The organism is Streptomyces sp. NPDC001070 (genome assembly GCF_053598835.1).
On sequence record NZ_JBSFLB010000004.1, the window covers coordinates 63793 to 76351 of the forward strand.

At 73.5% G+C, this 12559-nt stretch carries 13 protein-coding genes; 3 read left to right on the forward strand and 10 right to left on the reverse strand.

The features are described from left to right. Window positions 1–218: 218 nt before the first annotated feature. The 3 genes from ACWDAS_RS06330 (at window position 219) to ACWDAS_RS06340 (ending at window position 3551) form a co-directional block, all read left to right on the forward strand. Complete coding sequence (locus tag ACWDAS_RS06330) at window positions 219–1322, forward strand: hypothetical protein (RefSeq protein WP_450387681.1); 1104 nt, start codon at window positions 219–221, stop codon at window positions 1320–1322. Between the two features lie 91 nt (window positions 1323–1413). Further along, the gene (locus ACWDAS_RS06335) at window positions 1414–2481 is read left to right on the forward strand and encodes a right-handed parallel beta-helix repeat-containing protein (protein WP_450387682.1); all 1068 of its coding nucleotides are present in this window, start codon (window positions 1414–1416) and stop codon (window positions 2479–2481) included. Then, the gene (locus ACWDAS_RS06340; RefSeq protein ID WP_450387683.1) at window positions 2478–3551 is read left to right on the forward strand and encodes a methyltransferase; all 1074 of its coding nucleotides are present in this window, start codon (window positions 2478–2480) and stop codon (window positions 3549–3551) included. Before ACWDAS_RS06335 ends, ACWDAS_RS06340 begins: the two co-directional genes overlap by 4 nt. 4 nt (window positions 3552–3555) lie before the next feature. Here ACWDAS_RS06340 and ACWDAS_RS06345 read toward each other — a convergent pair whose 3' ends face one another. From ACWDAS_RS06345 to ACWDAS_RS06390, 10 genes are all read right to left on the reverse strand, one after another. Further along, entirely contained in the window at window positions 3556–4902 is a 1347-nt protein-coding gene (locus tag ACWDAS_RS06345; protein ID WP_450387684.1) for an acetyl-CoA carboxylase biotin carboxylase subunit, read from the reverse strand. A gap of 6 nt (window positions 4903–4908) precedes the next feature. Further along, window positions 4909–5541 carry an acetyl-CoA carboxylase biotin carboxyl carrier protein gene (locus ACWDAS_RS06350; RefSeq protein WP_450387685.1) on the reverse strand — a complete coding sequence of 211 codons (633 nt, stop codon included), beginning with the start codon at window positions 5539–5541 and terminating at the stop codon, window positions 4909–4911. Beyond that, window positions 5538–7286, reverse strand: a complete 1749-nt coding sequence (gene accA / locus ACWDAS_RS06355; protein ID WP_450387686.1) for a carboxyltransferase subunit alpha — start codon at window positions 7284–7286, stop codon at window positions 5538–5540. Before accA ends, ACWDAS_RS06350 begins: the two co-directional genes overlap by 4 nt. 1 nt (window position 7287) lies before the next feature. Then, window positions 7288–7620: a TcmI family type II polyketide cyclase gene (locus tag ACWDAS_RS06360; RefSeq protein WP_450387687.1), complete on the reverse strand. Its 333-nt coding sequence runs from the start codon at window positions 7618–7620 to the stop codon at window positions 7288–7290. After that, window positions 7617–8078, reverse strand: coding sequence for an SRPBCC family protein (locus ACWDAS_RS06365; protein WP_450387688.1), 462 nt, complete (start codon window positions 8076–8078; stop codon window positions 7617–7619). The genes ACWDAS_RS06360 and ACWDAS_RS06365 overlap by 4 nt, the downstream gene beginning before the upstream one ends. 2 nt (window positions 8079–8080) lie before the next feature. Continuing rightward, window positions 8081–8338: an acyl carrier protein gene (locus tag ACWDAS_RS06370; RefSeq protein WP_450387689.1), complete on the reverse strand. Its 258-nt coding sequence runs from the start codon at window positions 8336–8338 to the stop codon at window positions 8081–8083. Between the two features lie 29 nt (window positions 8339–8367). Then, window positions 8368–9588 (reverse strand): ketosynthase chain-length factor, encoded by a 1221-nt coding sequence (locus ACWDAS_RS06375; protein ID WP_450387690.1) that lies wholly within the window; start codon window positions 9586–9588, stop codon window positions 8368–8370. Next, window positions 9585–10853: a beta-ketoacyl-[acyl-carrier-protein] synthase family protein gene (locus ACWDAS_RS06380; protein WP_450387691.1), complete on the reverse strand. Its 1269-nt coding sequence runs from the start codon at window positions 10851–10853 to the stop codon at window positions 9585–9587. The genes ACWDAS_RS06375 and ACWDAS_RS06380 overlap by 4 nt, the downstream gene beginning before the upstream one ends. Then, window positions 10850–11287 carry a cupin domain-containing protein gene (locus ACWDAS_RS06385; protein WP_450387692.1) on the reverse strand — a complete coding sequence of 146 codons (438 nt, stop codon included), beginning with the start codon at window positions 11285–11287 and terminating at the stop codon, window positions 10850–10852. Before ACWDAS_RS06385 ends, ACWDAS_RS06380 begins: the two co-directional genes overlap by 4 nt. A 90-nt stretch (window positions 11288–11377) precedes the next feature. After that, the gene (locus ACWDAS_RS06390; RefSeq protein WP_450387693.1) at window positions 11378–12484 is read right to left on the reverse strand and encodes a SchA/CurD-like domain-containing protein; all 1107 of its coding nucleotides are present in this window, start codon (window positions 12482–12484) and stop codon (window positions 11378–11380) included. Window positions 12485–12559: the final 75 nt, after the last annotated feature.

Here is a 12559-nt window from a genome sequence, read left to right on the forward strand (position 1 = left end):
CGTCTCACACCGGGCGCCCGCCGGGACGGCCGGCGGGAGGTGTTCCGGTGCGCCGGGCCGGTCCAGGCGCAGGTCCGGCCGCCGTACGGGGAGGTGTGCCGGGCGGTCGCGGGGCCCGGAGGCGGCGGGCCCCGGGCCGGATTGAACCGGAGCCCGGCGCCGGCCGTGTGTGGTCACACGCCCCGCGTGCCCGGCCCGTCTCCAGGAGGAGAGGAACGATGCGGTACAGCCCCGCGAGGAGGACCGTCCGCCTGCTGGCGGCGGCCGCCCTCCTGTTCGCCGTCGCCCCGTCCCCCTCCCGCGGAGCCGCGGACCCCTCCCCCACCGTCCCGGTGCGGCTCGTGCCGGAGTTCGGGCCGGAGCCCGGGCGCGCGTCCGGCGCCCGTTCCCGGATCCCGGAATCCGCGCCGCCGATCGGCACGGCCGTGTCCCGCCCGCCGAGCGGCGGGCTCGGCCGGCTGCCCGCGGGTGCGACAGCGGTCGGTGCCGGCGGTGTCGCGCTGCTGGCCGCTCTGGCGGCCGCCCGCCGTCCGCTCGGCCGGGCACTGCGGCGGCGCCGCAGGGCGGCGCTCGGCCGGCGGCTGGCCGCGGACACCCGCACGCCGCTGGTGGTCCGGCACGCCCTGCGTGAACTGGCCCTGGCCGGACGGCCCGGCAGTCCGGTGCGGGTACGGGGCGTGCTCGCCGAGCCCGGCCGCGTGCTGGCCACGGTGTCGGCGTGCGGGCCGGCCCCGGAGCCGTGGACGGCACTGACCCCGACCCGTTGGGAGCGCACCGGCCTCGTACCGGCCGAGGCGGCCGCGTCCGGACCCGGGCCGCTCCCCCAACTGACGCGGCTCGGCGCGGTCGGTCGGGGGCAGGTGCTGGTGAACCTCGCGCGGATCGGCGGCGTCCTCAGTGTGCTCGGCGATGCGGCCGTTGCCCGGGACGCGGTGATCGCCCTGGTGGACGGCCTGTTGGAGACGGCTCCCGCGGGGCGCACCGTGGTGGTCGCCGTCGGTCCCGGTGCCCGCGACCTGCCCGGCCCGCCCGCCGTCGTCCGGGTCCGGAACGTGCGTCAGATCGCCGGCCCGCGCGGGCCGCGCTCGGCGGACGTACCGGCCGGGCTGATCGTGCTGCTGCACCGGCCGGACCCCGAGGAGGCACGGGCGTTGGCCGCGCTGGCCGGGCCGAAGGGCGGCGGCTGGACGATCCTGACGGTCGGCCATGTCCCGGGCGCGCGCTGGCGTTGGTACGCGTCGGCCGACGGGACGGTGGACGCCGGGGTGCTCGGTCACCGGGTGGTCGTGCCCGTCCGGCCGTCCGCCGGATGCCGCCTCTGACGCCCCGGCAGAGTGGCGATACGCCAGAACCACTCATAGCGTGAGTTTTCGGGCGGCTCCGGAGTCCGCTCGGAAAGCAGGTACGGCAGTCATGACACTTCGTCGGCCCCCAGCGGCCGCGCTCGCCGCGGCCGTCGGTGTTCTGGGGCTGTGCGCCGTTCCCCGGGCGGAGGCCGCGCCGGGCGCACTCGTCGTCCATCCGGGAGAGTCCGTGCAGGCCGTGGTGGACCGTGCCCGGCCGGGTGACGTCATCAGGATCCGGCCCGGGACCTATCCGGGCGCGGTCACCGTGACCACCCCCCGGCTGACACTGATCGGCGAGGGCCCGGACACTGTCATCACCCCGAGCGCCAAGGCGGACGAGAACGCCTGCGCCACGGCCGGCCACGGACTCTGCGTCACCGGAACGGAGCAGAGCCCGCTGGCCGGCGTGCGTGTGCTGTCGCTCACGGTCGCCGGCTTCCGGAGGAACGGCATCGACGCCTCCTGGACCGACCGCCTGGAGATCAGCGACGTGACCGCCGAGGCCAACAGGGAGCAGGGCATCGGCATCCAGCACTCGGTCCGCGCGCTCCTGCGTGACAACCACTCCCGCAACAACGGCGAGTCGGGCATCTTCCTGGCCAACACGGCGGACGCCGAGGGCGGGGCGCTGGACACCAAGCGCTCCCGCGTCAGCGGCAACGACCTGACGGGCAACCGGATCGGGATCGTCCTGCGCCGGGTGCGCAACCTCGGTGTCGACGAGAACCACATCACCGCCAACTGCGGCGGCGTCTTCGTCGTGGGCGACGAGGGCGTCCCCCGCGCCGGGGGGCTGACCGTCGCCGACAACCTCGTGGCGGCGAACAACAAGTACTGCCCGCCCAACGCCCGGCTCCCCTTCATCCAGGGTGCCGGGATCGTGCTGACCGGGGCAGAGCGGACCCTGGTGGTCCGCAACCGGGTCGTGGACAACCACGGCACCTCACCGATGTCCGGCGGGATCGTCCTCTTCCGCAGCGTGGTGGGCGCCCCCAACACCGGCAACACCGTCCGGGGCAACACGACCCTGGGCAACAGCCCGGCCGATCTGGCCGACCGTGACCAGGGCACCGGAAATGTCTTCCGCGACAACGAGTGCCGCGTCTCCGAACCGAAGGGGTTGTGCAAGGAATGACCTTGACAGAAACCACCACCGACGACGGCACCGCGACCCCGGCGTCCGCCGAGGCCGCCACGCCGCCGGCGATGCGCCTGCGCGAGCTCGTCTTCGGCGCCGCCTGCGCCGCCGCCGTACGGGCCGCGGCTAGGCTCGGTGTGCCCGACGCGCTCGGCAAGGAGCCCTCGACCGTCGACGAGCTCGCGGCCATGGTCGGCGCGGCGCCGCGCCAGCTGCGCCGGCTGCTGCTCGCCCTCGCCTCGTACGGGGTCTTCGAGGAGCAGGCGGACGGCCGTTTCGCCCACACCGAGATGTCGCGGATGCTCCGCAAGGACTCGCCGAACAGCCTGCACTACATCGCCCTGTGGTGCACCGAACCGTGGACCTGGGAGGTCTGGCCGCGGCTGGACGAGGCGGTGCGGGGCGGCCGCAACGTCTTCCCCGAGGTCTTCGGCAAGGAGTTCTTCCAGTACCTGCACGACGACGCGCGGGAGAGCGCCCGGGTCTTCGACCGTGCCATGACCTCCTCCAGCCGGCAGTCCGCCGAGGACATCGCCGGGCTGCTCGACCTGACCGGCGTCCGCTCGGTCGCCGACATCGGCGGCGGCCAGGGGCACGTGCTGGCCGCGCTGCTGGAGAAGCACCCCGAGCTGCAGGGCACGCTGCTTGACCTGCCGAAGGTGGTGGCGGGCGCCGACCCACGGCTGCGCGAGGGCGGCCCGCTCGCCGGGCGCGCCCGGCTGGTGCCCGGCGACTGCCGGGTGGAGATCCCGGTGGCCGCGGACATGTACATCATCAAGAACATCCTGGAGTGGGACGACGACAGCACCCGCCGCACCCTGCGCAACGTCGTCGCGGCGGGCAGCCCCGGCGCGAGGGTGGTCGTGATCGAGAACCTCGTCGACGACACGCCGTCCATGCGCTTCACCACCGCCATGGACCTGCTCCTGCTGCTGAACGTCGGCGGTCAGAAGCACTCGCGGGACAGCCTGGTCAAACTGATGACCGAGGCCGGGCTGCAGGTGGGCGAGGTGGCTCCGGTCAACGCCTACCTGCACGCCCTGCACAGCACGATCGGCGCGCGGTGACCGGCTAGCCGGTCATCTCCGCCACCAGTCCGGTGGTGTGCCGGCCCGCCCGGAACTCCGGGCGGGCCAGCACCGTCCGCAGGAAGCCGGCCGTGGTGCACACGCCCTCGCCGTGCACCCGCAGTTCCTCCAGGACGCGGTCCATCCGCGCCAGCGCCCGGTCCCGGTCCGGGGCCCAGACGACGGCCTTGGCGAGCAGGGAGTCGTAGTCGGGGCCGATCCGCCAGCCGGGGAAGGCATGGGTGTCCACCCGTACGAAGGGCCCCCCGGGAACGTCGAACGCGGTCAGCAGACCGGGGGTCGGCGCGAAGTCGCGTGCGGGGTCCTCGGCGTTGACCCGGCACTCCACGGCGACGCCGCGGTGCACGACGTCCTCCTGGCGCAGGGTCAGCGGATGTCCGGCGGCGACCAGGATCTGCTCGCGGACCAGGTCGATTCCGGTGACCATCTCGGTGACCGGGTGCTCCACCTGGAGACGGCAGTTGACCTCCATGAGATGGAATTCGCGGTCCGGGGTGAGCACGAACTCGAAGGTGCCCACACCCGTGTAACCGACGGCCCGGGCGCCGCGGACGGCCGCGTCGCACATCGCCGACCTCAGTCGCGCGGGCAGGTCCGGGGCCGGGGTCTCCTCGATCAGCTTCTGGTGGTGCCGCTGCACCGAGCAGTCGCGCTCGCCGAGGTGCACGACCGCGCCGTGCCGGTCGCAGAGCACCTGCACCTCCACGTGGCGGGCCCGTTCGACGTACCGCTCCAGATAGAGCCGCTCGTCACCGAAGACGGCGCGGGCGTGCGCCGAGGTCCGCCGGTAGAGGTCGAGGAGCCGGTCCGGGTCGGTGACCACGGCCATACCGCGTCCACCGCCGCCCGCGACGGCCTTGAGGATCACCGGGTAACCGGTCTGCTGAGCCGCCTCCTTCGCGTCGGCGGCGCCGGTCAGCGGGCCCGGGCTGCCGGGCAGCACGGGCAGGCCGGCTTCGGCCATCAGGGCGCGGCAGGCGGCCTTGTCGCCCAGCCGGGCGAGCACCTGCGGTGAGGGGCCGATGAAGGTGAGGCCGTTCGCCTCGCAGACCTCGGCGAAGTCCGGGTCCTCCGACAGGAAGCCGTAGCCGGGGTGGACGGCCTGCGCGCCGGTGCGGCGGGCGGCCTCGATGACGGCGGGGATGTTGAGGTAGCTCGCCCTCGCGGGGGGCGGTCCGATGTGCACGGCCTCGTCGGCGAAGCGCACCACGGCCGAGTCGCGGTCGGCGGTGGAGTACACCGCGACCGTGCGGATGCCGAGTTCACGGCAGGCGCGGGCGACGCGCAGCGCGATCTCGCCGCGGTTGGCGACCAGGACGGTGGAGAACACGGGCCCTCACTCTCCCCCCGGTATCGGCTCCAGTGCGATCAGCCGCTGGTGGAACTCCACGGGCTGCCCGTCCGCGACGACGACCTCCACGACGCGGCCGGCCACGTCCGCCTCGACGGTGCTCATCATCTTCATGACCTCCAGGACGCCCACGGGCTGGCCGGGGCGGACGAGGTCGCCGACGGAGACACAGGGACGCTCGCCGGGTTCGGGGGCGTGGTAGAACGTGCCCACCGTGGGGGCGCACACGTAGTGAAGCGACGAGGAATCGTGCGCTCCATGCGCCTCTTGCGCCTCCGGTGCGACCTGGCCCTGTCCGGCGGGCGGGGCCGGTGCCGGCTCGGCCGCGGGGGCGGCGGGGGCGGCCGCGGCCGGCTGGACTGCCCCGGCCCGCGGCCCGGAGGCATACGCGGCGGACTGCTCCCGCGGGTCGGCCCACTCGATCTCGACCGCGGTCTGCCCGTGCCTCAGCCTGATCCGCCGCGGCGGGGCGGGCATGGCGCCGGCCAGCTCGGTGGCGCTGCGGCAGACGGCCTCCAGCGCGGAGTGCGCGGCCGATGGGCCGCCTGGCGCCGTGCCGTTGAGGGCCTTGCCCGCGCCCGGGGGGCGGGCCGTCCTGTCGTCGCCGTGGAGTGTCACGGTGCTGCCTCCTCCTCCAGTCGGCCGAAACGGTGGAACCGGTCGCGGCGCTCGGCGAGCAACCGGTCGGGGGCCCAGGGACGCAGTTCGTCCAGGGCGGCCGAGAGCGCGCCCCCGACGAGGGCGGCGGCGTGGGCGTGGTCCTCGTGTGCGCCGTCGGGCGGCTCGGGGACCACGCCGTCGACGATGCCCAGCCGGAGCAGATCGCGGGCGTGCAGCCGCAGGGCGGCCGCCGCCGCGGGGGCGGCCCCGGGGTCCTTCCACAGGATCGCGGCGCAGCCCTCGGGGCTGATGACGGAGTAGATGCCGTTGGCGCTGACCAGGACCCGGTCGGCGACGGCGAACGCCAGCGCCCCGCCGCTGCCGCCCTCACCGGTGATCACGGCCACGACCGGCACGGGGAGCCGGGACATCAGCCGCAGGTTCTCGGCGATGGCGAGGGCCTGGCCGCCGCTCTCCGCCTCCGGGCCGGGGTTGGCCCCCGGGGTGTCGATGAGGGTCACCACCGGCATGCCCAGCTTGGCGGCCGTGCGCATCAGCCGGGCCGCCTTGCGGTAGCCGGCCGGGGTGGCCATGCCGAAGTGCCGCCGCCGGCGTTCCTCCAGCCCGGGGCCCCCTTTGTGGTGCCCGATGAGCATGACGGGGCTGCCGTGGAGCAGGCCCGGACCGCCGATGACGGCCGGACAGTCGGCGGCCAGCCGGTCGCCGTGCAGTTCGTGGAAGTCCTGGAGCAGATGACCGGCGTAGTCGGCCGCCGTGGGCCGCTGGGGGTGGCGGGCCAGCCGTACCGCCTCCCAGGCGTCCCGCTCCGGCAGCTCGTCCACCGCGCGGACGATGGGGACGGCGGGGCCGCGCGGGACGGTGGCCGGCCGGGCCCGGGGACGTGCGGCGGGCGGACGCGGTGTGCCGGCCCGCGCTCCGGGACTGTCCCGGTCGGCAGGACCGCCGGAGCGCATCCTCAGCAGCCGGGCCAGCGTCGGGCGCAGCGCGGCACGGGGCACGACGTCGTCGATGAGCCCGCGCGAGAAGAGGAACTCCGCGGTCTGGAAGCCCTCCGGAAGGCGCTGACCGGTGGTCTGCTGGATGACCCGCGGGCCGGCGAAGCCGAGCCGGGCACCGGGCTCGGCGAGGATGACGTCGGCGAGGGTCGCGTAGGACGCGGCGACGCCCCCGTAGGTCGGGTCGGTGATCAGGGAGACCACGAGGACCCCGGCCTCGTCGAGTTCGGTGAGCGCCTGGGCGGTCCTGGCCATCTGCATCAGCGACAGTGCGCCCTCCTGCATGCGGGCGCCGCCGGAGGCGGTCACGAGCAGCAGGGGGACGCGCCGTCGCAGACTGGCCCGGGCGGCCCGGGTGATGTACGAGCCCACGCCCAGCCCGAGGCTGCCGCCGAGGAAGCGGAAGTCCATCGCCGCGACGACGACCGGGTGCTGTTCGACGGTGCCGCGCACGCAGACGACGGCCTCGTCCAGCCCGGTCTCCGCGCGGGCCTCGCGCAGCCGCTCGGCGTACGGACGGGTGTCGGTGAAGTCCAGCGGGTCGTGCTCCGCGGGCCGCTCGCCGCGCTCCGCGGCGAGCGGCTTCTGGGAGCCGGGGTCCAGCAACTGGTCGAGCCGCTGCCGGGCCGTGAGCCGGCCGTGCGCTCCGCACTCGGGGCAGACGCGCAGCGCGCGGGCGTAGCGCTTGCCGTAGACGAGGGCGGCACAGCGCTCGCAGCGCACCCACTCCGGCTCGGCGGGGGCCATGTCAGCCACTCCGCTCCCAGCGGTAGAACTCCCGGGCCATGGCGTCCCTGGGCTCCCGCCAGGTCTCGGGGTCGTACGCCATGACGAAGGACGACAGCTGGTCGCTGATGTCCCGGAAGGCCGGGTGGTCCTTGTACTTGGCGACCTCGGGGCCGGGCGGCCGGTCGGCCTCGACGAGGTGCAGGTACACGTCGCCGAACTGGAACAGGCTGCGTCCGGTGACCCCGATCAGACCGGGCAGTTCGCCCCGGTCGGACTCGGCGAAGACCTGCGCCACCTGCTCCTCGACGCCGGGCTTCATCCTGGCCACGATCAGGCTGCGGTAGGTCTTCATGCCCCGCCGTCCCGGTGCCGCTGCACGATGCGCTCGCGGATCAGCTCCAGCTGGATCTTGGAGTTGTCGTTGATCCGGGCGGTCATCGCCTCGTCGTCGAGGGGGGCGCCGGGCTTCATCGCGAAGTCCTGGGTCCAGCGCATCCGCGTACCGCCGGGGGTCTCCTCGTACTCCCAGTGGATGTCCATGTACTGGAACGGGCCGGTCTCGACCCGGTGGGCGCGCACCGTGCGGGTGGCCCGGTCGGCGATCCGCTCGGAGACCCAGCTCCAGACCTGACCGTGCTCGTCGGGGTGCATGGTGAGCCGGAAGACGACCCGGTCGCCCTCGCGCTCCACGATCTCCACGGAGGCGTACTCGCTGAACAGGTCCGGCCAGCCCTCCAGGTCGTTGGTGATGTCCCAGACGACGTCCAGGGGGGCGGGGATGGTGATCTCGTTCTCGGTGTGGCCGGGCATGGTCAGACTCCTGCTGTGAGTGAGTTGTTGACGACGTTCAGGAAGGCGCCGGGCGTCTTGCACGAGTCGGCGTCGCCGGCGATCGGGATGCCGCGGTCGTTCTCCAGGGCGCCGACGATGCCGAGCAGGCCGAGCGAGTCCAGGCCGTACTCGGCGAACGGGGTCTCCGGGTGGCCGGTCAGGGCGGCCGGGTCGACGGTGATGCCGGCACTGGACTTCATCAGGGCGGCGAGTTCGCCGTAGGTCAGTTCCTTGTTCATGGAAGAGCTCTCCTTACACTGCTCCTGCGCTACGCCCGGACGACCAGGGCCGAGTTGGATCCCATGAGGCCGCGGCTGAGCACCAGCGCGGTCCGCAGATCCGCCGGCCGGGGCCGGCCGGTCACCAGGTCGAGGTCGTGGCAGGTGTCGGTGATGTTGGGGGTGGGAGGCACGACTCCGTGCCGCAGGGCGAACACGGCGGCGGCCACATCGAGCATCGGCGCGCCGCAGTAGGCGCGTCCGATGCCGGTCTTGGGAGCGGTCACGGGGATCTTCGGGGCGCGCTTGCCGAACACGTCGGCCAGGGCCAGAGCCTCCGCGCGGTCGGCCTCCGGCGTGCCGAGCGCGTCGGCGAAGACGACGTCGACGTCCCCCGGTGAGCAATCGGCCTCCGCGAGGGCCCCGCGAATGGCACGGGCCAGCCCCTCGCGGGACTCCGCCCAGCGCGAGGCCCCGGTGAAGGTGGCGCCGTGCCCCGCGATGACGGCCCTTACCTCGGCCCCGCGGCCGGCGGCGTGCTCGGGGTCCTCGACCACGAGCATCGCGCCGCCCTCCGCGGGGGCGAAACCGCAGGCCCGCCGAGTGAAGGGCAGATACGCCCGGTCAGGTTCCTCCTCCAGGCTGAGTTCCTCGTACCCGAGCTGGCAGACACCCGAGTACGGCGCCAGCGGTGCCTCGGCGGCACCGACGACGACGGCCCGGGTTCCGTTGCCGCGGGTGATGTTGCGGCAGGCGTGGGCGATGGCGTCCAGACCGCCGGCCTCGTCGCTGGCCACCACACCGCAGGGGCCCTTGAAGCCGCCGCGGATGGAGATCTGGCCGGTGCTGGCGGCGTAGAACCACGCGATGGACTGGTACGGGCCGACGAAGCTCGGTCCCTTGCCCCACAGGTGCTGCAGTTCGCGCTGGCCGAACTCACCGCCGCCGGAGCCGGCCGCGGTCACCACTCCGATGTCGAAGGGGGCCTCCTCGTCGGAGCGCAGGCCCGAGTCGGCGAGAGCCTGGTCCGCGGCCGCCATCGCGAAGTGGGTGAACCGGTCGGTCTGCACGGTGTACCGGCCCTCGACGACCGCCGACACGTCGAAGCCGCGGACCTCGCCCGCGACGCGCAGCGGCAGGTCCCGGCAGCCCTCGCGGGTGACAGCGTCGAGGACGGCGACACCTTCCCTGGTCGCCTTCCAGAAGGCGTCGGCGCCGATGCCGTTCGGGGCCACGACGCCGATGCCGGTGACCACCGCTTGCGTGTTCATCGCTGGCTCCCCTCCGGGCGGTTGAGGACCACCGCGGACTGGAAGCCGCCGAATCCGCTGCCGACGGACAGCACGGTGCGCAGCTTCAGCTCGCGGGCGGTGCGCGGGACGTAGTCCAGGTCGCACTCCGGGTCCGGGGTCTCGTAGTTGGCGGTCGGCGGCACCACGCCGTGGGCGAGGGCCAGGGTGCAGGCGGCCAGTTCGATGGCGCCGATCGCCCCCAGGGAGTGGCCGACCATGGACTTGATGGAGCTCATGGGCGTGGAGTAGGCGTGCGCGCCCAGCGAGCGCTTGACCGCCGCCGTCTCGTGGCGGTCGTTCTGCTTGGTGCCCGAGCCGTGCGCGTTGACGTAGTCGACGGCGGACGGGTCGAGCCTGGCGTGGTCCAGTGCCTGGTCGATGGCCTCGGACATCTCCAGTCCGTCAGTGGTGAGCCCGGTCATGTGGTAGGCGTTTCCATAAGTGGCGTAGCCACCGATCTCGCAGTAGATCCGTGCGCCGCGGGCCCTGGCGTGCTCCAGTTCCTCCAGGATCAGCACGGCGCCGCCCTCGCCCATGACGAACCCGTCGCGGCGGGCGTCGAAGGGCCGGGAGGCGTGGGCAGGGTCGTCGTTGTTGGGGGAGGTGGCCTTGATGGCGTCGAAGCAGGCCACCGTGATCGGGGAGATCGGGGAGTCGGACGCACCGGCGATGACGATGTCGGCGCGGCCCTCCTCGATGGTCTGGAACGCGTAGCCCACGGCGTCGAGGCCGGAGGTGCAGCCCGTGGAGACGGTCTGCACCGGGCCGCGGGCGCCGTGCCGTTCCGCAATCTCCGAGGCGAGCGCGCTGGGCGCGAACGCCCGGTGCAGATGCGGCCCCGCCTTGGTGTGGTCGACGTCCCAGCGGGCGCCGTGCTCGCTGACGCGTATGTAGTCGTGTTCCAGCCGGGTGGTGCCTCCGACGGCGGTGCCGAGGGAGACCCCGACCCGCCATGGGTCCTCGTCGTCCAGCTCCAGTCCGGCGTCGCGGACCGCCTCGGCGGTCGCGACGAGCGCGAACTGGACGTACCGGTCGGCGCGATCCACGTCCCGCGGGCTCAGCCCGCAGGCCGCCGCGTCGAAGTCGACCTCCGCGGCGATGCGGGACCGGAAGCCCGTCGGGTCGAAGAGCGTGATCCCGCGGGTCGCCGTCCGGCCGGCGGTGAGCAGTTCCCAGAACGCGGGGACCCCGACACCGCCGGGGGCGACGACACCGGCCCCGGTGACCGCCACCCGGCGGGTCATGACGCCGCGTCCTGCGTCGGCTCGGTGACCTCGGTGTCGACGTGGCCGAGCTCCGGGCGCGGAGCGAGCGGCCCGAGGTGGAAGACCAGCCGGGCCTCGGTGTCCCCCACGTTGCGGAAGCGGTGGCGGACGTAGGCCGGGATCATCAGGCCCTGCTCCGGGCGGAGCGCGTAGGGCTCCCCGTTGAGGTCCACCTCGAGGGCACCGCACACCACGTACACGAACTCCTCCGAGTACGGGTGGTAGTGCTCGCCGATCCGGTCACCGGGCTCCACGAGCGCCACGCCCATGAAGCCGCTGGTGGCGCCGACCGCGGTCGGGGTGAGCATCGCCCGCAGGTCGCCGCCGCGGCGGCGGTTGGGCGGGGTGTCGCCCAGGTTCACGATCGTCGGTGTGAACGGGACGTTCCGGTCGTTGGTCAGAAGATCTTCCATGCTTGCCTCCTCCGGCGGGGCCGGCCCCGGGGCGCACCCCTGGGCCGGCCGCAACCTGCCGGCTGCAGATGGCTCGGACGGGTCAGGACGTCAGGACGTGGCCGCGCTGCGGTCGGTGACCATGCGCATGTCGTGTTCGACGAGGAACCGCTTGAGGCCCTGCTCGTCCGCGAGGTCCCAGTCGGGGCCGAGGTCGAGCAGCCGGGCGAGGACGCCTGCCTTGTGCTTGCCGGCGGCGCCCACGGCGACGAGTGGGGCCTCCTCGACCGGGACCCGCAGGTCGACCAGGCGCACCACGATGTCCTCGCTCTCGCGCAGGTAGACGGTGCTGCGCGCGAGCGGCCCCTTGGGGACGTCCACGGCCTCCTCGTCCTGCTGGGCCAGCATCTTGGCGACGGCCTGGCCGGAGCCCGCCTTGGCCGGGTAGATCAGGGCGTGGCGGCTCAGGGCGTCCGGCCGGTCGTTGCCCCTGGCCACGTGGTGCACGGCCGGGAGCGCGGCGCGGGCGAAGAACTCCCGTGCCGAACCCGGGTCGTTGAGGTCCCGGTCCACCTCCAGGTAGGGGTTGATGGCTTCCTCGACCGCCCGCACCTCGGGCTGGCGGGCGACATGGCGCAGCGCCCTGGCCAGGTCCCCCTCCACCTCCACGGCGCGCACGACGCGGTTGCCGTGCATGAACAGCGAGGTGCGGCGCAGCCGCGTGGTCTCGTCGGCCACGGCCTGCGGCGAGCTGTAGCCGGCCAGGATGTCGGCCACCTTCTGCTCGCTGCCGGGCTTCACGGTGAACGTGATGGCATGGCGGATGACCCCGTCGCCGACCCTCGGCACGGTCTGCATGCGACCGGACTCGAAGGAGGTACGGGTCTCCCGCAGCACCCCGAAGCGGAGCGAGCGGGTGTCCTTCACGCAGCCGTGCATCGGCTGCACCATCTCCAGATGTGTCGGGCTGTCCACCCAGGCGAGGAAGTGCAGCGCACTCTCCCACTCACTGGTGATCAGCCATTGCGAGGGATTTTCGATGGACTGGCAAAGCTGGTCGCTGACGTGCCCTGGCACGGCAGCGACGTGGCGGCACATTTGGTCATACGCGTCAAGAAACCGCTGCTCGGCACCGTCCTCGACATCAAGCATGAGGACGACGCGCAGGCGATTGCCATCGAGCGCGGACTGCGAGACCTTTTCGGCCTGGGCCGGCATATTCCACCTCTTCCGAGAGCGAGCAACCCCCGAGGTCCGTCGTCCAACGATCGTGCTGTGGTGGCCCAACCGGTG